Origin of the sequence: Virgibacillus sp. M23 (assembly GCF_034190895.1) — a bacterium.
Lineage (GTDB): Bacteria > Bacillota > Bacilli > Bacillales > Amphibacillaceae > Virgibacillus > Virgibacillus salarius.
The window spans coordinates 1-19,804 of sequence record NZ_JAWDHA010000076.1 but is presented as its reverse complement, the minus strand read 5'-3'; the positions used below and the strand labels follow the sequence as shown (position 1 = coordinate 19,804).

Sequence of the window (19,804 nt, the reverse complement as noted above, 5' to 3'; positions counted from 1 at the left end):
GAAAGGGAAGTGGGCAGCCGGAGTGGTGGTCAAGCAGTAGCTATTATTCCATAATAGCTACTAGAGGAAGCGTAAATCTGAGCATGTAGTGATAAGGACTGAGCGAATTTTGCTCCGTTTTTCTTATCTACTAGGTTCTGTCGCTATTCCATTGCACTTTAAAAGATTAAGGACAATAAAAATGTCCAAATACAAACGAATGCGAGCAATGCAAAGCTGTATTTAAGAGTCATTTTCATGAGTGTGGCCTCGTTTCCTGTTTCACCCACGGCTGCTGCTGCAATCGCAATGGATTGTGGCGAAACGAGTTTAGCCATGACTCCTCCGGCTGTGTTCGCAGCAACCAGTAGAGATGGGTTAGTACCTAGGATATTTCCCGCTGTTGCCTGGATTGGTGCGAATAGGGTGTTGTTGTTTACAACAGAGCCTGTCATAAATACACCGATCCATCCAAGAATTGGTGACAATAACGGAAATACTTGTCCCGTTTTAGCCACTGTTTCACCAAGCGCCGTTGTCATTCCTGCATAGGTCATGAGTTTGGCAATTCCTAGTATGGCACAGATCATGACGATAGGAATACTAAATTCAACCACGGTTTTTCCCAGAAGCTTGCAGCTTTTTTTGAAGTGGATGGCTTTCGTAGTGATCACCGTCGTCAAGGCAGATAATAAGATTGCTGTCCCAGTGGCTCCGAGCAAATCGACAGTTATTGGTATGGTTGAACCTGGTATAAGTCCCTTCACAACTGAAAATTCTAGTATACCCCCCTCTGCAAATAGTCCTTGAAATACAGGGAGGCTCCAAATCATGATAAAAAAGGTCAACAGATAAAAGGGGGACCATGCTTTTACCACTTCTCCAATGGAATAGGTTTCTCTCTTATTTTTATAATCATCAAGCAAAAAGATGTTCTTCGGCTGCCACTTCTTCAAGAACAGTGCTAATACCCCCATCGTTAAGAGAGAAGGAATAATATCCGCAAGTTCTGGACCGATGGTGATCGTGATGACTGCCTGTGACACAGTATAGGTCGCTGCCGTCACTAAAATAGCAGGGAATATTTCCTTGATTCCCTTCCATCCATCCATGAGCCAAATAAGTAAGAATGGAATCGTAAAGTTAATGATTGGTAGGGTAAGGGCTGTCATCACGGAAACCTTCATGGATGTCACATTCTCCAGTGCAAATGTATCAATAATTCCAACAGGAATTCCAATGGCACCGAAAGCACCGGAAGCACCGTTTGCAATTAGACACAGCATGGCTGCCTGCAAAGGTTTAAATCCCAGGGAAACCAAGAGCACAGCACAGATGGCAATTGGTACACCAAAGCCTGCAGCACCTTCCAGGAAGGCATTAAAGCAGAACCCAATTAATAAAAGCTGTAGACGTTGATCATGTGAAATCCCAGCGATACTTCCTCGTAAAACATCAAATTTTCCGGATATAACGGCAATTTTATATAACCATACTGCCATTATAATGATATAGCCAATCGGCCATATTCCGATTATGGTACCTTGTACGACACTGCCCACCGATTCCTCAATAGGAAGCTTAAAGACAAACAGTGCGATTATGAACGTTACACCAAGATTCAATATAGCTGCATGTATGCCCTTCATTTTAAAAATAGTCAGGCTCAAGAGAAATAACAAAACGGGAATGGCTGCAACCATCGCTGTGATTCCTAAATGACCGAATGGATTAACACTTTCAACTAACATACAAATGACTCCCTTTTAGTAAGAATGATTGGATGATGAGCTTGCCCTATTACCCTATCTTCTGTTGAAAGTCTTGCAATAGTTGTACAGAGATCGCAAATTTTTCTTGTTCTCTTTCATCCAGCGAGAGCTCAATCACATTTCTAACCCCTTTTCGGTCAACAACCGCTGGAACGCCGATATATACATCATTGACACCATACTCTCCTTCGAGTAGCGTACCAACTGGTAAAACCACCTGCTCATTCCGCAGGATCGCCTTCGTGATCCTCGCTAATGCCATTGCAATTCCGTAATAGGTCGCACCTTTCATTTCAATAATTTGATAAGCAGCATCCTTAACCTGTTGGGTGATCACTTCTTTTCTTTCATGGGATATCTTGGTAGTGATTTGTGTGCCTGAAATATTAGCAGAGCTCCAAACCGGAAGCTGTGAATCACCATGTTCACCGATAATATACCCATGAACACTTATAGGAGCGATCCCAAATTCTCTTCCTAACAGGCTTCGAAATCTTGCTGTATCCAAGACCGTTCCTGAACCTATGACCCTCTCTTTTGAAAGGCCTGAGAATTTCCATGTAGCATAAGCCAGTATATCAACCGGATTCGTTGCTACGATGAAAATACCATCAAAACCGGATTTCATAATCTCATCCACTATTGACTTGAAGATATTTACATTTTTTTGCACCAGCTCTAGTCTTGTCTCTCCGGGATTCTGTGCTGAGCCAGCACAAATAACCACAATCGCCGCATCTTTACAATCTTTAAAAGTCCCATACCGGATCGTCATGGGACTAGGTGCATATACAATCCCATGATCCAAATCCATTACATCTCCCTGAGCCTTTTTCTTATTTATATCCACTAGTATGATATCGTCACTCAATCCCTGATTTATCAATGAATACGCGTAACTGGACCCAACCGCTCCTGTACCTATTAGCACCACTTTACTACTTAAAATTCCACTCATATTCATTACCTCCCGACATTTTCATTTGTGTATTATCCCCAGCATAGATTCATGAATACATTTGTGATTTTTTCACAATATGATGTATGTTAATTCATTGGTGTAATATATAGTGAAGAGTTACATACTGCTTTTTTGTGATTTAGTTAATTCTCATCTCTATCCTTTAATAGCGTCATAAAACAGCTAACTTTTGTTTTTCTCATAAAAAAAGATACAATAGCTCTGAAAGGAGTTTATGTATGCGTACGAACTATGAATTATCAGACAAAATGACAGAACTATTGAATAGCTATAACAGGAATAGCAACGCATTTCAGGAATTAATTGGTGAGGGTGGTTATATGCCGCCGAATCAAGAATTATTAATAGATGCCATCTCAGCGCTCAGTATGGGGAAAAACATTCTGTTAAAGGGTCCAACTGGTGCTGGAAAAACCAAATTTGCTGAAACACTTTCTATGCTATTTCAACAACCGATGTTTAGTGTCAATTGCTCCGTTGATTTAGACGCTGAAAGCCTGTTAGGCTTTAAAACACTTGCAAATAAAGATGATCAGCAGGTTATCGAATTTGTTTCAGGACCTGTCATTAATGCGATGCAGCATGGCACATTTTTATATATTGATGAAATTAACATGGCAAAACCGGAAACATTGCCTTTAATAAACGGAGTCTTGGATTATCGTCGAACGATAACGAATCCATTTACAAATGAACTGGTGTCTGCCAATAAAGGGTTTAATGTAATTGCTGCCATTAATGAAGGGTATGTTGGTACCGTTCCGCTCAATGAGGCATTAAAAAACCGTTTTGTTGTGATTGAAATACCTTATATCGAAGGTGAGCAACTAAAGCAACTGATTCAAGAGAATACGCAACTTAATGATGAGCATACCATTGACTTATTTGTTACGTTGTCAGCTGACCTCATTCAAGCCGTAGTTCAAGGGAAAATAGCTGAAGATGCAGCGTCTATTCGTGCTTTACTAGATGCATGTGACTTAAGTGTCCTTATTCCTGCGGAACGAGCGATTCAACGAGCCATTGTTGATAAACTGGAAGAAGATAGGGAGAGGGAGTTTGTCTTGAATCTGGCGGCAACCTTATTCTAGTTAGGAGATTATACGATGTATCGTTTTCATGATTCTAAAGTAGATACTAATTTATTTCGGCAATTGCAGGATCTGACTACGGTTTTATCCAGTAATCCCGAGCTATTATTCGAGTATAGTTTTGGTTCTTATATTGATTTATTAGATGGGAAGGTAACCGCAAGCAGAACCTGGGATACTACCAGTCCGAATGTAAAAGTGGCTGGCTTGAAATCGGATGTTTTTTTACGAACAATTGGATCGTTTCGTTATTCTGATATACAGGCTATGAAGGAATTTTTACACACCGTAAATGAATCTTCGTTGCCAAAATTCGCTTCTCAACTATTTGCATTATTTGAAGATATTCGATTAGAGGAGAAAATAAAGCAAGAACGCCCGGGGACAAAGCATGTATTTACTGTTCGGAAAAATTACTATAAACATAAATTTGAAAATGAACGTGCTGCACATGTTACAAGGGGCCTAGCATTAGATGAATTATTTTGCTTGATTTATTTAACTTTACAATCGAATAGCCCAGACCCTAATTTTCCGAGAGCTTCACAATCACAGCTTGAGCAATTAAATAAGGTCAAGCCACTTATTTATTCTGTATATGAAGCTAGAAGTACACAAGCTGTTTCAGGGATTGTCGAGCAAATTGTTTCCCGTCTTCATGAAGGATACGTAGATACAATTCATGATTATTTTGTATTTCCCATTCATCATATTGATAAATATACTAAAAACACATTATTTGATGAGTTAACAAGGACGGATGAGCTTGCAAATGAGGATAGCGAAGAATTGGACGAAGAGAAAAATGAATATATGGATGAACAGTTTTCCACCTGGCATCGGGAAAATGAGAATAGTGATCGACAGCAGACCTTTCTGCAATTTGAATTAGAAGTTGGTACTAAAACGAATATAATGGGCAATGGTGCCAGAGAAACAGAAGATGGTGATCAAGCAATGGGAACGATTCAAGGGTCATCAGGACAAACTAAAAATAAGGATTACTCAGATTTAGACACTTTGGATAAACAAGAAATAAAGCCAGGAAGCGGCAGAGATGCAATATATGGGGAAGCAAATAAGAATGCGGTAAAATGTGTCAAACAATCAAGCCCTCCTTCCCAAGCGGATATTAATGTATATCTTGATTTTGTGAAAGATATTGAAAACTATAAGCGCAAGCTATCGACGATTATAACAAAAACACTGGAACATAAGAAGAATGCAGCAAGAAAGGATTTAATGATTGGCAGATTGTCTAAAAAATTATTGCCGATGGTGCTTGATGAGAAGCCACGAATATTCTATAAGAAGAATCAAGAATCGAAGGAATTAGATGCCGCTTTTACATTGCTAGTAGATTGTTCTGCCTCGATGCATGGAAAGATGGAAGAAACAAAGCGAGGAATTGTACTATTTCATGAAGTGCTTAAATCCTTTCAAATCCCACATTCTATCATGGGATTCTGGGAAGATGCTATGGAGGTAACGGATCATTACCAGCCTAATTATCTTCATATCATTCACTCCTTTTCCGATTCCTTATACGAAAATAATGGACCAAAAATTATGCAGCTCGAGCCTCAAGAAGATAATCGTGATGGATTTAGTATTCGAGTAGCAGCAGAGCAATTAGAGGCCCGCCGTGAAAAACATAAATTTTTACTAGTATTCTCTGATGGGGAACCAGCAGCAGCTAATTATAATCAAAATGGCATTGTCGATACAAATCTTGCAGTTCTGGAGGCGCGAAAAAAAGGAATGGAAGTCATTGGTACTTTTCTCGCTGATGGTGAAGTAGATGAGTCGGCAGATAAGCTAATGCAGAATATTTATGGTAAGCATCGTATTCTCGTTCCAAGCGTTTCCGAACTTCCTGATCACTTTGCACCACTTCTGAAAAAATTATTATTAAAAGTAATATAAAAAAACAGATCCATTTTGTTACGAAAGCACCCTTAAATAGAACTTAGTTTTGTAGGCAAGCTTCTAGGTTAACTTATTAATTTATCTCCTGTATAGTATCACAGGGGTATGAGCTAAAGGCTTTTGAACCAATCGGACATGTACTGGCAGTCGATCCCCCAATATTGATAAGTGGGAGGGTTACTGCCAGTTATATGTGAGATAAACGTGTATGATGTTTACAAATTGAAGAAAGTGAAGTGGGAACATGGACCTCCATATACGTGAGGTATCGACTGAAAACTGGCAAACGATTGCTTGTCTTTCGGTAAAGAAAAATCAGCAGGACTACATTGAGAGTAATGCGCTCTCCATTGTTCAATCGGTGTTTGAATCGGAATGGCAATCTGTAGGATTATATGATGGAGAAATAGCAATTGGCTATGCTATGTATGGTCAAGTAAAACGAGAAGGTGACGTTTGGCTAGATCGTTTTATGATCGATGCGAAGTACCAAGGACTTGGTTATGCATCAAAGATTTTGCCAATCCTTCTCAAGCATATTGAAGAACTATATGATACAGAAATGATTTATCTAAGTGTCACACGAGATAATACAAAGGCGCAGGCCTTATATGAGCGGTTGGGTTTCCGGTTTAATGGAGAAGAGGATCATTCAGGTATTGTCTCTGGATTGGTAATGGTACGAGATACAAGTACCATTTAATAACTATTGATGGAGAAGCGGCTTATCAACGTCGCTTCTTTTATTATAGTCTATAAAGAATGAACCTCTTATTGACATTTGGGTAGAGTTAGCACAAAATAATTGTATACAATTATACAAAATCACAAGTGGTGGATAGGAAGGGTGTGAAGTAAAATGCGTCTTGGAACGAAGGATTATGTATATGAGGAGATAAAAAACAAAATTATTTGTGGGCAAATGGAGCCTAATCAGGACGTTATTGAGGAAAGTCTTGCTAAGGAATTAGAAGTTAGCAGAACACCTCTACGTGCCGCATTACAACAATTGGAATTTGAAGAATTATTGGTAAGAAAACAGAATGGCAGATTAAAGGTTGCGCCACTTTCTATCACAGAGGCAAGGGAAATTTTTGAGATTCGCAGTATATTAGAAGGTAAAATCGCTAGAGATGCGACAAAACATGCTACAGAAAAAGATATTTACCATTTAAAGAATATAACGCTACTGATAAATAAGGCTAAAAAGCAGGGATTGGAAGATGATCATATTCAATACGGCATGGAGTTCCATTCTTACTTATATGAGCTAAGTGGAAATAAAACGGCAAAGAAAATTCTACTTACACTAAATAATCATATAAATCGTTATCGAAGGTTAGGCCTAATACAAACAACAGATTCAACGGAAAATCAGCTAGATGATCATGCTTTAATATTAGACCATATGATAAAAGGCGATGCGCATCAAGCGGAACTTATTTCACAGCAGCATGTTATGAAAAGTCTAGATACTGCTATTAAAAAGATGGAGGAGTTATATTAACTTATGCTTCCATCTAAAAATAATTGTATACAATTATACAAAACGTAAGATAGTGAAAGGAGAGAGAATATGGATTGGAAGCGAGATACGAAACTAATTCATGAGAACTTAAAGCCAGATGCTAAGACAGGGATGATCACACAATGTATTACACCTGCTGTAGCTTATGCTTTTCCAGATGCAGAAACAGCTTCAGATGTAGTTTCAGGAGAACGGGAAGGAATCTATTATGGGCGGTATGGTAATCCAACTGTACAGACCTTGGAAAAGAAAGTAGCGGCTTTAGAAGGTGGGGAAGCCTGTTTAGGCTTAGCTAGTGGAATGGCGGCAATTTCCACAGCATTATTAACCTTTTTAAAAAATGGTGATCATGTAATAGTAACAAAGGATGTTTATGGAGGTACGTTTAGTTTCTTACACTCTCTTGCCCCACGCTTTGGAATTGATGTTAGTTTTGTAGATTGTACGAAGCTATCTTCTATAAAGCGTGCTTTAAGGGATAATACGAAAGCTGTTTATATTGAAACTCCGTCGAATCCGAGACTCACAGTGCTTGATATAAAAGCAATTGCTAATTTATGTAAGCGTTATAATATTCCTTTAATTATTGATAATACATTTATGAGCCCGTATCTACAGAATCCGTTACAATTAGGTGCCGATGTTGTCATTCATAGTGCAACGAAGTATATGAACGGACACGGAGATGTATTAGCTGGTTTGATTATTAGTAATGCATCCACTATTCAATTCATGCGAAAGAGAATTGCAGGTGATCTTGGTCAACAATTAAATGCTTGGGATGGATTCCTGATAATTCGAGGAATAAAAACAATGGCGTTACGTATGAATAAGCACTGTGAAAATGCTCAAAAAATAGCGGAGTATTTAGAAACGCATGAAATGATTGATACAGTTCACTATCCAGGTCTATCTTCGCACCCTCAACATCAATTAGCAATTCAACAAATGCGTGGGATGGGAGGAATTGTATCATTTGAAGTAAAAGGAGGTTGCCCAGCAGGAAAAATGTTTATAAACCATCTTAAATTAGCTATGATATCTTTTAGCTTGGGCGACCCGGAAACATTGGTTCAGCATCCTGCTTCGATGACACATGCGTCAATTCCACCTGAAGAACGTTTGAAGTACGGGATTACAGATGGTCTAATCCGCCTATCAGCAGGTTTAGAAGACAGTGAAGACATTATTCATGATATACGACAAGCATTGAATAGAGTACAATCAAGTATAAAAATAGTAAATTAATGAAGGTATATGCGCTTGCTCCTTATGTAAGGACGAGCGCATTTTTTCGCCAAAGCTTATTTTGCTATCTCTTTTGGCCATTCTATCATTGATTATAAGCGTAGCATTTTGACTTCATATGTTGTAGGATCTTGTCAATTTTTACAAAAACAATAGATTTTTATCCGATTCTACGATAAAATTAAGGCAATATTTGTAATTCTGATAATTGAAATATAGAAGAGGGATGTAGCAGATGACTTATTATAGCAACATGGTTAAATTTCTGTTTTCCATAGAAGATCATTTATTTCGAGTAAAGAAAGCAGAGAAAATAAAAAATCTGTGGAAAATGAATTTCTTACTTCTTTTATGTACTGTCATCTTATACGGTTGGATGGCCTACGTAGGCATAGGAACAAATCTTCTTTCGTCAGGAGCTATGGAGCTAAAGCCATTAATCTATGAGCAACAAAAATTTTGGTTTCTGGTAGGAAGGGTAGCCTTTGCAGTTTTATTTACAGCGTTAGTGTTGTTTATACCTTCATTGATTTTCTATGTTATTACAGGAGTACCTTATCGGAAACTATTAATCATGCAACAGGTTGTCTTATTGGTAGTTTTAATTGAAAGACTAATATGGATTCCGTTAGCAGTTTTTAATGGGCTAGATTGGTATGTATCTCCTTTATCTCTAGGGATTATTGCATCATACCTTTTCGACAATACGCTGTTTATTTATTTTTTCGGAGCCATTTCATTATTTCAGCTCTGGATTATTTATTTTCAAGTCAAATACATAGGTTATTTATCAGATATAAAGAAAAAGTGGCTTTGGCTTATTGTAATAGGATTACATATGTGTTATTGGATTCTTGCTGCATTGATAGCATATACTGATCGATACATCTTGAATGGGTGGTTTGGATAATGCAAAAGGCTAAAAAACGTTTTCTGCAAATCGCTATTGTATTATTTATTGGTGTTAATTTTGTATTGGTTTATATCGATGATGAAAAAAAAGTAGATCGAATTGCTTATATCTCTGACTGGTCTCAGGTTAATCAGATGGATATGGAAGAAAAGTTGCATACTTCTGGGGTGTTAGCTGCTACGGAAGCGAACCACGTTTACTTTGATCCTCAAACAGGAAGCTTTAATGAATTCCTAGTAAAAGAGGGGAGCCAAGTTAGTGCGGGAGATGCACTTTTTTCTTATACGGTAGACAATTATTATGAAGCGGAGTCGAATCTCATTCAAGAAGCAGATCAGGTAGAGGGTGAAATTGCTGCTATTCAACAGGCGATTACACAAATGAGAGCTTATCAGATTCCGCAAACAAATACAGAAGCATCCCCATCATTAGAAATAACATCGGAGGAAATGCGTGTAGAGTTTCCACAAGATCCGATCCAAGCCAATTTGGTTAAAGAGCAATATATTGTAGAAAAGGAAAAAGAATTAGCACAAAAAAATGCTGCGTTAACAAGTATTAACAATCAATTACAAGAGCTTCAAACGACGGGTGATACGATTACGGTGGAAAGTCCATATGAAGGTAGAGTTGCATCGGTATCTTCCTCATTGCAAGATCCAATTATAACGATTGAAAGTGCATCTCTACATGCTGAGGGGGAGTTGACGGAACAAGAGCGTACGCTTGTACAAGCAGGCTTACCCGTTGAGATTAGCATTTCCGAGAAAGATATAAGTCTGGAAGGTACTATTAATCATGTAAGTGATGCTCCAAAAGGGAATGTGACTGTAAAAGATGATAGTATCTACCCTTTTGCTGCAACGTTTGAATTAGATGAGGAAGAGGCAAATATGGAAGGTGCGAAGGAAGAGAAAGAAGAAACAGTAGAAAACCCGGAAGCTGTCGGTTCGTCTGATACAATGGATCAGACGGAAGAAAAGACAACAGATGGTACGGAAGCATCTACCAAAGATAATGAGAATCAGGAAGCGTCGATTGAACAAGCATTATTACCTGGCTATCATGCAGATGTAACAATTATTACGAAATCATCGGAACAGGCAACAGTCTTATATGAAGATATGATCGCTCAAGGTAATGTATGGAAAATGACAAAAGAGGGAAATTTATTGAAGCAGAAAGTAGATACGGGAATTCTTATGAATTCTATGTTAGAGATAACTTCTGGCGTGACTGTTGGAGATGCAGTTGCAGCGGATCCAGAAAGTCAATTTCGGCAGCAGGCAACATTTATAACGCCAATTAAGTGGGACCATAGTTGGAAGCGTATCATTTCTCCTCGCGATACTGCTTGGTACGAGCCCTTTTTGATAGGCTTCTTATCGCGATAGAGGAGTTGTCCTAAAAGACAACTCTCATCCTAAACCAGCCCCCGGAAGGTGGTTCAACTCCTAGGGAGTAAATACGACTCGGTGCGAGGCTTAATGCAGCCGTTCTTCTCGCTGGAGTTTCTCGCGTAATCCAGTTGCTACATCTGTACGAACCTTTTTGGCTGCTTTTTTACATTGATGATGTGAGAATCTTCTCATCATCTGACTGTTGTTGCTTCTGATGGCATATAACATTAATAATGGCACCACTTATTAGAATCATTCCAGTTAGGAAAAACCAAATTAATAAAATGATGATGCCACCAAGACTACCATATGTAGCAGAATAATTCCCAAAATTACTGACATATACGGAAAAGCCTAACGAGATAACCTGCCAAAGAAAGCTAGCTGTTATGGTTCCGGGAATAATATGTTTAAAAGGGAGTCGTTTATTCGGAGCAACACGATATAGAATAAGAATGAATCCTGATAATATAATGAGACTAACAGTCCATCGAAGCACTTGTAATAACAAAGCAGTGGTAGCAGAAAAGAAGAATAAGGAATCTAAAAATTGGAGAATGACATTTCCAAAAATGGGTACGATAATGGCAACAACCAATGCTATAATCATACTTAAGGTGAGGCCGAGTGCAATGATGCGAACAACGAGGAAGTTCCTTGTTTCATTCATTTCATAAGCTTCGTTAGTTGCTTTAATGAAGGCATTCATCCCGGCTGAAGATGACCATATAGCTCCTATTATTCCAATGGTAAGTAGACCACCACGTGGTGTTTCGATAAGTCGAACAATATTTTCTTCGAAGATAGCTGAAAGTTCATTAGGTAGAGCACCTTCAATAAAAGTAATGGCATCATCAGGATGTATATTAAAATATGGAATTAAGGCAAAGCAAACTAAAAATAATGGTACGATAGATAATAAGAAGTAGTAGGCTAAGGCAGCTGCTAACAAGGGAACATTATCACTTTTGAATTTTGCTGTAAATTGCTTGGCAATTGCTTTTATATTTGACATATACGTTCCTCCATATGTAGTTTAATTACCATATACCCATTATTTCCATGATGTAATCGTCAAAGCACAATACGTTTTATTCGCGTATTCAAGTGGTATAATGCATGTATAGGAAGGGGGATGTTCGAATTGGAAGGAATTATATATATAGCTATTCTAATGATTAGTATTGCATTTGCATTAACGGTCGGGTATATTGCCTTAGTATTACATCGTGTGTCTAAAACACTGAGAACGATGGGAAATACATTAGGGGAAGTTGGGCAAGAAATGCAACAAGTAACCCCACAATTAACACATATGTTACAAGAAACGAATGGAATGATGGACGACATAGAAGAAAAAATGAAGGCAACTGATAGTGTGTTTGCAACTGTAGAGAACATGGGTAACTCGATCAATACGATAAATCATGTATTAATGAAAAATAATTCTAAGCTTACAGATGCCGAAATGGAGCAAAAGACAAAACCATATATTGAAGGTATTCGTTGGGCTGAAACAGCATTTTATTTATTTGATAAATGGAAGCGGCATACACCTACCCAGAATAAGCAAGAGGAAGCAGCTGATGTATCAAACAATCATTCAGGGAGAGAGGGATAATCATGTTAACAGGTATTGGAGTATTATTAATTGGGATTGCATGTTTAATAATTGCTATTTTTATTGCACATGTATTAAATAATTTAGCGGGGGTGCTTCATGGTGTCGAGAAAACGGTGAATCAGCTTCCGGATCAAATGAATTCCATTTTTAAGGAAACCACTAATTTAATAGAAGAAAGTAACCATACCTTATCAGATATAAATGAAAAAATGAAACAGTTAAGTCCGTTATTTTATATTGTCGGTGATGTTGGAAATGTAACTCGGAAATTTTCCTCATCCTTGGTTGATGTAACGGAATCGTTAAAGCAAAAAACGGAAGATACGAAGGAAGTAACTAATAAAAATAAAGCTGGTGGTTTATACGGAACATTTGCTCTTGGATACTACTGGTTGCAAAAACGTAGACAGCATAAGAAAGATCAGCATGAAGGAGCACCATTAAATGACGAACATAACGAGTAAAAGCGTCAGTGTAATTACAGCCGGAGCAGCAATTGGCATAGCTGTAGGTTGGTTTGTGAAAAGCAATATGACAAAGCAGGGGATAGAGGAAAAGCGTTCTATCTGGGAAACAGCTAAGGAAATAGAGAGAAAAGTATATCAAGATGGTCAAGCTCGTGCAATTAAGATTGATGGCTTGAAAAAGGATATCCAACAAAAGCTGAAGCGTTGATATGTAGAGTAGGAACATCCAGTAAAAATTCTTACTACATATGTTCATATACCTGTAGGAAGGTCAGGCCAAGGGGTTGATTTAAGACAACCCCTTTTTTTAATAGTTTAGGAAATTAAAAAATTAGCCCATGTAGATAAATAGGGATGCGTTGAGCCGCTTCCGGCTTCAGCGCCCAGAAACGATACGACTTCACGAATCACCCTACAGTCATCATCGGCTCGCAAACTCACCGTGATTCCTTTAACTCCGTTGACTTGCACCAGTCGCTACGTTTCTAATCGGACGCTTGCGCTTTTGTTCTTGGTTTTAATCGTAGTTGCCTTGCATATCTTAAAGAAACTTGTTTTTCTTCTGTTTCTGTCATTGTGATTCTTTTTTCTTGAAATGAAAATCCGCTGGCTTCATAAAGGGAGTGCCGTATATGTTTCCCTCTTGTACAGATAGTGGCTATAGCTTTGTATGACCTATCCTTAGTTTTACAATAGATATATTCACGTATGATCCCGCATTTTATAATATATAATATTCACTCCCCCTCATAATTCAAAAAAATAAGTGATGATAGCATTTAAGAGAAATTCTTAATCGAATAGATACAATTAAAAAAGGGATAATTGACCCTAAAGTGGTCTCATTATCCCTATATCAAATATGTGTTCTCATAAGTAATGCCTTTTAAGACTCCATGTCTATTGTATTTCGTCTTTTACTTTGCTGAATAATGTAGTAGGCCAAAGTGGCAAGCCCATAAATACCCTCCAAATGATTCCTTTTAGTAAATTCATTTCCATCTGTGTCCTTCTTCACTTTCATGACAGCATCTACTAGCGAAGAGGATGCGTAATTGGCTGCCCTTGTTGCATCGCCCACTAACTGAAATATGGGAGTTAATTCTTTAACTTGTTGATTTACTTCATGAAGCGTGTCATTCCCTGATCGTAGGGCTTCAGTAGCTTGAGAAGTAAGCTCTTCCATTTGTTGAGGAAGACCACTAGTTGTTTTCTGTAAATTATTTAATATCCCAGCAAGTTTATTAAGTGGTTTAATTAAAATAACTACAAGTACGAAAAGTGCTATTCCAATAATAACAACACCAATACCTAACCAATCCATTTTTTCTACCCCTTTCATGAAAATACATACAGCTTGCACCGATTTAGTTCAGTGCTACAAATTGGGTGTTTTGATATTTTCTTATGTATTTCTTTAATATACCACGAAACCATAAAAAGTAAACGGTGGATCATAGGATGTAATAGCATATTTTACCGGTATGTCCCATAAAATAGAAAAGCATAAAAAAAGGGGACGAGGGTCATGAAACATATTATGAAGATAGTCATATGGGGATTAGGTGCACTATTATTACTATTTCTTATTCAATTTCCGATTCAGAAAAATGAGTCCTCGTGGGTAGGCTCATCATGGTCGTTACCGCTATCTGGAAAAACGATTGTTATTGATCCAGGACATGGCGGACCAGATGGGGGGGCAGTAGGTAAGGATGATACGCTAGAGAAGGATATTTCCTTAGAAGTGTCTAAAAAACTGCAAAAGTACTTGCAACAATCTGGAGCATTGGTTTATCTAACACGTGAAGAAGATAAAGACCTAGCTGCGGAAGATACCAAAGGACTAGCGAGAAGAAAATCAGAGGATATTCGAAAGAGGCTAGCGTTTATAAAGGATAAAGAAGCAGACTTTTTTATTACGATGCACTTAAATGCATTGCCATCCTCTCGCTGGAGCGGAGCGCAAACATTTTATTTTCCGGGCATGGATGAGAATAAGCATTTAGCCAAAATGATTCAGTCTGAGATTATTCGCAATTTAGAAAACACGAACCGTACACCATTACCTATTAACAGCGTATATTTGTTAAAGCATGCCGAAGTTCCCGGGGCTTTGGTAGAAATAGGTTTTCTATCTAATGAGCGAGAGCTGGAATTGTTGAAGGATAGGAACTATCAACTAAAAATGGCAGCAAGTATCTATGAAGGTATTCTAAGGTATGCCACAGAAGATATGAAAGAAGAAGAGGATAACTAGCTAAGAAAACGATTACTATCCCTTTTATTACACAGCATATTACTTAGAATTTCTATGTTTTATGTTATACTAGCCTTGAATGAAATAACAATAAGGGCAGACAGTTTAAAAGGGATGGTGATTTATTGTGTTAACAAAAGATGAAGTTATACAACTGCTTAACCCTGTTAAAGATCCGTTTTTACATATAACGCTTGAGAAAACAGAAGGCGTAAAGGAAGTGACTATTAAGGAAGATAAGAAGCATATCAGTGTTAAAATTGGTATTGCTAAAACGAATACAGCTGAGCAGATGCAGCTTCAACAGGAAATTGTAGGCATTCTAAAGAAACATGGAGCTGTAACGGTTGGCTTGCGTTTCGAACAGTTACCAGACGATATCATTAAGAAGTATCAGCCAGCAGTTGAAGCAGAGCAAGAGGCTGCTTTAATGGGTGGTCATAAAAATACGAAATTCATTGCTGTTTCAAGTGGTAAAGGTGGCGTTGGTAAGTCTACTGTAACCGTTAACTTAGCAATTTCTTTAATGCGCTTAGGGAAAAAGGTAGGAATTATCGATGCTGATATTTATGGGTTTAGTGTTCCAGATATGATGGGAGTAGAGGAGCGCCCGGCTGTACGTGGTGAGAAGATTATTCCGGTAGAACGATTCGGTGTAAAAGTAATTTCCATGGGCTTCTTTGTTGAGGATAACTCACCAATTATTTGGCGCGGACCAATGCTCGGTAAAATGTTGAACAGTTTCTTTAAAGAGGTAGAATGGGGCGATTTAGATTATTTACTACTTGATTTACCACCGGGGACTGGTGACATTGCTATGGATGTTCATGAATTGCTTCCAACCTGTAAAGAAGTAATTGTTACTACACCTCATCCAACAGCGGCCTTTGTTGCTGCCCGTGCAGGACAAATGGCGTTGAAGACAGATCATGAAATTCTTGGTGTCGTTGAGAATATGGCCTATTTTGAAAGTAAGGCTACTGGTGAAAAAGAATATGTATTCGGTCAAGGTGGAGGTAAAAAGCTTGCTGAAGTGCTTAAAACAAAAGTACTTGGTCAATTGCCATTACAGCAGCCTTATGAGGAAGAAGATGAATTTGCTCCTTCCATTTACCAGCAGGATCATCCGAATGGACAAGCATATCACAAAATAGCTTCAAAAATTGTTGCGATGCTGGAAGAATAGTACGGCATAACCAGAAATCAATAGTAATTCAAGGCATGGTTATAATAATAATGAAAAAGCGGTCGCTTTGGCGTCCGCTTTTTAATATCTGCAATGCTGCTTGTTTAATCTAAATAAAGCAAGTGCTACAATGTGTGGCTATTGTCCCCCGCCAGATCCGCCACCGCTTTCGCTTCCTTGTTCTTCTTGGTTGCCTTCTTCACTTCCGCCTCCGCCTTTTTGTTGCTGGCCTTTGCTTTGTTTTTCAGCAGCCTTCAACAATGTTTCCTGCATTTTTTCTTGGAATAGTGGAGTTTCTAATGTTTGTTGAATGGTTTCTTCTAAGTGAGCGCGGAATTGTTGACTTTTTACTACTTCTAGCATCTGTTCTGTCATCTCTGGGTTTTGTAACAGCTCGAGCATTTGTTTCTGATAGTCTGCATCATTCATTAAGCTTTTAATCAGCTTTATATGTTCATCTTTCATCGATTTTGTATATTCTTTTACAAAATCCGTATCCTGAAAAAGCTTTGTCCACATTTCTTTCCCTTTTTCAGAAACAAGGGCCTCATTAATGGATTTTTTCACTACATCAGATTCCATGACTAGCTCTTGTTTCATGGTATCATCTGTCATAATTTCTCGTAGTGCTTTTTTACCATCTTCAGTCTGTAATATATCAACAACCATTTTTTTGGTTGTGTCATACTGTCCTTCCTTTTCAGAGGCATTTCCGCCGTTACAGCCACTAATCAAGATGACAGATATCATGATAACGGCTAAATAAATGGATCGAATCATTAGGAAATCCTCCTTCCTCTTCTTACTTAATATGAGTGACAGAAATGAAAAATATTCGCTTTAGGAAGGAAAAAAGTGTCCCTTCATGATAAAATACCTTTAAACAGCTTAAAATAGAGACAGTTAATTATTGGTCATTTTACATAGTGGTAGGAGGAAGCAGTTTTGAATAGTCGAAAATTGGTGCATTTCTTTTTTAAAACATTGTTCATAGGTGGGTTAGCTGGATTGTTAACCAGTTTTTTTGTAAAAGCTGAAGATTATGCAGCAAACCTTCAACCGTTTAACGTAATGGAATTATTTGGCTTAGTTATTTTCTTTATAGGTATTGGTTTAGTGTTTAGTGTTATAAGTCAAACTGGTTTTTTCGCATATTTATTTATTAATCGATTTGGGTTAGGAATGTTTCGGTCTTTCTGGTCAACCGTTCAAGTTCTGCTTATAGCATTTGTTATATTTGATTTAGTTTACTTTCCTTATCAAGCTACAGATGGTGAGGTAGCTATTTATTGGTTTATCTTGATGGCTGTTGCCATTTTGGCATACGGTTGGATTGTCGCGAAGATTAAAGCAAAAGAAACGAATCGACAGGCTTTTATTCCAGCTCTATTTTTAATGGTCGTTATTACAACAGTTGAATGGGTACCTGGGCTTCGAACAGAAGGTACAGATTATGCTTGGCTTATGATTATTCCTTTACTTGCATGTAATACATATCAGCTATTAGCACTACATCGAATAAATAATAGTGACTCTGTAAAGGCTTCAACGGAAGCAAACAGATCAAGTCAGAAGAAGCATGTGAACCCAAAGAAAGCATAAATCAAAAGCGCCGGTATATGATGCATACCGGCGTTTTAAAGCGTTACATATAGAAGTGAAAAGATTTTCAGCCAATGGCTTAATCCACTAATTTTGGTTCAGCATGTGCCTGATTAATTAATTCAGTAATTGAAACAAAGGTGAAGCCCTTGTTTTTTAGCCCTGGGAGAATCGTCTTCAACGCACTTGCCGTTTGTTTTGCAGAATCTGATGCATGGAATAGCAAGATATCTCCGTTAGTAGTTTTCTTCATTACGGTATCAACAATAGAATCAGTCCCAGGATTTTTCCAGTCATTAGGATTGACATTCCAATGAATAACTTTATAATCCATGTTTTCAGCTACTTCAATGATCTCTTTATTAAAATGGCCACTCGGTGGGCGTAATAAATTTACATCATCGTAACCTAATTTATCAAAGGCTTCTCTCGCCTTTTTTAAATCTCTCTGTACTTCCTCTATATCTTGATCAAGATAACTTTTGTAACGATAACCTAATATTCCTAGGTCGTGCTTGCCTTCTGTTATCTTTTTTAAAATATCTGGATGTCTTTCAGCCCACTCACCGCTTACAAAAAAGGTAGCTTGTACATTCTTTTCTTCAAGGGTTTTTAATATATCATATACTCTTTCCTCTCCCCAGCTAATATTAAATGTCAAAGCAATATCACTTTCGTTTGCATTGCCTTTCGTTAGTGCAGTTGGTTCTTTATTAGAGAATACAGAAAAACTTCCATCTCTTTCAAACCAAATAAACGTAGCAGTAAATAAGGCAAATAAAATCACAACAAGCCAGCGTTTCCATCTATTAAATCGCCATACATAGAAATGTTCCATTCTACCGCTCCTTATAACTTGTCCTTTATAAAAAGCTATGCTGAGAAGAATGAAATAAGAACAAGTAATGAAAAAAACTTAGTAAAATTGTTCTGTTTTACGGATGTAAATCTGATTTTTTTGGGAATAGTATGCAGTAGAAGGAATTTTCTCGTAAGAAAAGGGAACAACCGACAAAATTCAACCATTTCTGCGAATAAATCTGATATAACTGTTTTTTTAAAAGGTAAAGATAACCTGAATTGAAATATGAGGTGAACGCATTGTTAGGATTGTTAATCAATGAGATAGAACAAAAAGAAGTAGAATACTTATTAAGAAGAGAATTGGAAGAGTTGCTAATGGATCTAGAAGATCATCGAATTGATCATATGGTTAAACGAGCAATGAAGGAAAGATACAATATCCTATTTCAATTATTTCGGAGAGTAGCTAACGAAAATGAGTGCTTGAAATATATGCCGAAACGCAGTGAGAATCAATAAAAAATTAAAAGAATCTCCATAGGTATTTCAAGTATTGGGGGTTCTTTTACTTTCTAACAGAAGAAGGACTCTTTAAATTTATTGAACTTAAATAAACTTTTTTTAAATAAACTATTGAAGTCCAGACGTTTATATGCTATATTATTTTTTGTTGTCAACAAATGACGCAACACATTATAAAATAGTTTTCATCAAAAAATATTTTAAAAAACATGTTGACAATCACTTGGAATCATGATAAATTATATCTTGTCGCAAAAAACGACAAAACATTAAAATTGATCTTTGAAAACTGAACAAAACAACCAGTATGTCAAGAGAAAAACATGCAACTGTTTTTTCTTAAAAATAACCAGAAGGAAACTTCTGGAGTAAGCTAAGACATCATAATTAACGGTGTTAATTATGAACAAACTTTTTTGGAGAGTTTGATCTTGGCTCAGGACGAACGCTGGCGGCGTGCCTAATACATGCAAGTCGAGCGCGGGAAGCAGGCAGAT

General features: G+C 37.5%; 20 protein-coding genes and 1 rRNA gene. 15 read left to right on the top strand and 6 right to left on the bottom strand.

Translation table 11 applies throughout. The features are described from left to right. Positions 1-158: 158 nt before the first annotated feature. Both RVS70_RS19540 and RVS70_RS19535 read right to left on the bottom strand, forming a co-directional pair. The gene (locus tag RVS70_RS19540) at positions 159-1,730 is read right to left on the bottom strand and encodes an L-lactate permease (RefSeq protein ID WP_026682788.1); all 1,572 of its coding nucleotides are present in this window, start codon (positions 1,728-1,730) and stop codon (positions 159-161) included. A gap of 49 nt (positions 1,731-1,779) precedes the next feature. Next, the gene (locus RVS70_RS19535) at positions 1,780-2,709 is read right to left on the bottom strand and encodes an L-lactate dehydrogenase (RefSeq protein WP_026682789.1); all 930 of its coding nucleotides are present in this window, start codon (positions 2,707-2,709) and stop codon (positions 1,780-1,782) included. 242 nt (positions 2,710-2,951) lie between these two features. On the opposite strand from RVS70_RS19535, the gene RVS70_RS19530 reads away from it, so the two are divergent. The 7 genes from RVS70_RS19530 to RVS70_RS19500 all read left to right on the top strand — a co-directional run bounded on the left by RVS70_RS19530 (position 2,952) and on the right by RVS70_RS19500 (position 10,836). Continuing rightward, the gene (locus RVS70_RS19530; RefSeq protein ID WP_026682790.1) at positions 2,952-3,824 is read left to right on the top strand and encodes an ATP-binding protein; all 873 of its coding nucleotides are present in this window, start codon (positions 2,952-2,954) and stop codon (positions 3,822-3,824) included. 15 nt (positions 3,825-3,839) lie between these two features. After that, positions 3,840-5,750, top strand: coding sequence for a cobaltochelatase CobT-related protein (locus RVS70_RS19525; protein WP_321134521.1), 1,911 nt, complete (start codon positions 3,840-3,842; stop codon positions 5,748-5,750). Positions 5,751-5,997: 247 nt separating this feature from the next. Further along, on the top strand, positions 5,998-6,456 hold the full coding sequence (locus RVS70_RS19520) for a GNAT family N-acetyltransferase (RefSeq protein WP_321134519.1): 459 nt from the start codon (positions 5,998-6,000) through the stop codon (positions 6,454-6,456). 156 nt (positions 6,457-6,612) lie between these two features. Next, positions 6,613-7,260, top strand: coding sequence for a GntR family transcriptional regulator (locus RVS70_RS19515; protein ID WP_026682792.1), 648 nt, complete (start codon positions 6,613-6,615; stop codon positions 7,258-7,260). Between the two features lie 69 nt (positions 7,261-7,329). Beyond that, positions 7,330-8,529 carry a trans-sulfuration enzyme family protein gene (locus tag RVS70_RS19510; protein ID WP_121604316.1) on the top strand — a complete coding sequence of 400 codons (1,200 nt, stop codon included), beginning with the start codon at positions 7,330-7,332 and terminating at the stop codon, positions 8,527-8,529. 235 nt (positions 8,530-8,764) lie between these two features. Beyond that, the gene (locus RVS70_RS19505; RefSeq protein ID WP_321134516.1) at positions 8,765-9,439 is read left to right on the top strand and encodes a hypothetical protein; all 675 of its coding nucleotides are present in this window, start codon (positions 8,765-8,767) and stop codon (positions 9,437-9,439) included. Next, positions 9,439-10,836 (top strand): HlyD family efflux transporter periplasmic adaptor subunit, encoded by a 1,398-nt coding sequence (locus tag RVS70_RS19500; protein ID WP_321134514.1) that lies wholly within the window; start codon positions 9,439-9,441, stop codon positions 10,834-10,836. The genes RVS70_RS19505 and RVS70_RS19500 overlap by 1 nt, the downstream gene beginning before the upstream one ends. A gap of 169 nt (positions 10,837-11,005) precedes the next feature. Here the strand turns inward: RVS70_RS19500 and RVS70_RS19495 are convergent, their stop codons facing one another. Beyond that, the gene (locus RVS70_RS19495) at positions 11,006-11,857 is read right to left on the bottom strand and encodes a YihY/virulence factor BrkB family protein (RefSeq protein ID WP_121604317.1); all 852 of its coding nucleotides are present in this window, start codon (positions 11,855-11,857) and stop codon (positions 11,006-11,008) included. A 129-nt stretch (positions 11,858-11,986) separates the two neighbouring features. Here RVS70_RS19495 and RVS70_RS19490 point away from each other — a divergent pair, with 129 nt between their 5' ends. The 3 genes from RVS70_RS19490 to RVS70_RS19480 are packed head-to-tail and all read left to right on the top strand — an operon-like array spanning position 11,987 to position 13,141. After that, positions 11,987-12,463, top strand: coding sequence for a DUF948 domain-containing protein (locus RVS70_RS19490; RefSeq protein ID WP_051388451.1), 477 nt, complete (start codon positions 11,987-11,989; stop codon positions 12,461-12,463). A gap of 2 nt (positions 12,464-12,465) precedes the next feature. Then, a complete protein-coding gene (locus tag RVS70_RS19485) occupies positions 12,466-12,930 on the top strand; it encodes a DUF948 domain-containing protein (protein WP_246484927.1) in 465 nt (154 codons plus the stop codon). Continuing rightward, positions 12,911-13,141, top strand: a complete 231-nt coding sequence (locus RVS70_RS19480) for a hypothetical protein (protein ID WP_026682796.1) — start codon at positions 12,911-12,913, stop codon at positions 13,139-13,141. Before RVS70_RS19485 ends, RVS70_RS19480 begins: the two co-directional genes overlap by 20 nt. Positions 13,142-13,819: 678 nt before the next feature. On the opposite strand, the gene RVS70_RS19475 is transcribed toward RVS70_RS19480, so the two are convergent. Then, on the bottom strand, positions 13,820-14,257 hold the full coding sequence (locus RVS70_RS19475) for a DUF948 domain-containing protein (protein ID WP_121604319.1): 438 nt from the start codon (positions 14,255-14,257) through the stop codon (positions 13,820-13,822). A 204-nt stretch (positions 14,258-14,461) separates the two neighbouring features. Between RVS70_RS19475 and cwlD the strand changes: the two genes are divergently transcribed. Next, a complete protein-coding gene (gene cwlD / locus RVS70_RS19470) occupies positions 14,462-15,193 on the top strand; it encodes an N-acetylmuramoyl-L-alanine amidase CwlD (protein WP_026682798.1) in 732 nt (243 codons plus the stop codon). Between the two features lie 127 nt (positions 15,194-15,320). Then, on the top strand, positions 15,321-16,379 hold the full coding sequence (locus RVS70_RS19465; protein WP_026682799.1) for an Mrp/NBP35 family ATP-binding protein: 1,059 nt from the start codon (positions 15,321-15,323) through the stop codon (positions 16,377-16,379). 138 nt (positions 16,380-16,517) lie between these two features. Here the strand turns inward: RVS70_RS19465 and gerD are convergent, their stop codons facing one another. Beyond that, complete coding sequence (gene gerD, locus RVS70_RS19460) at positions 16,518-17,159, bottom strand: spore germination lipoprotein GerD (protein ID WP_026682800.1); 642 nt, start codon at positions 17,157-17,159, stop codon at positions 16,518-16,520. Positions 17,160-17,324: 165 nt separating this feature from the next. On the opposite strand from gerD, the gene RVS70_RS19455 reads away from it, so the two are divergent. Next, on the top strand, positions 17,325-17,981 hold the full coding sequence (locus RVS70_RS19455; protein WP_026682801.1) for a KinB-signaling pathway activation protein: 657 nt from the start codon (positions 17,325-17,327) through the stop codon (positions 17,979-17,981). A gap of 79 nt (positions 17,982-18,060) precedes the next feature. Here RVS70_RS19455 and pdaB read toward each other — a convergent pair whose 3' ends face one another. Then, entirely contained in the window at positions 18,061-18,819 is a 759-nt protein-coding gene (gene pdaB, locus RVS70_RS19450) for a polysaccharide deacetylase family sporulation protein PdaB (protein WP_026682802.1), read from the bottom strand. A 263-nt stretch (positions 18,820-19,082) separates the two neighbouring features. Here pdaB and RVS70_RS19445 point away from each other — a divergent pair, with 263 nt between their 5' ends. Together RVS70_RS19445 and RVS70_RS19440 are read left to right on the top strand one after the other, a co-directional pair. Further along, entirely contained in the window at positions 19,083-19,304 is a 222-nt protein-coding gene (locus RVS70_RS19445) for a hypothetical protein (protein WP_026682803.1), read from the top strand. 416 nt (positions 19,305-19,720) lie between these two features. Then, positions 19,721-19,804: ribosomal RNA gene (locus RVS70_RS19440) — 16S ribosomal RNA — on the top strand; the annotation flags it as partial.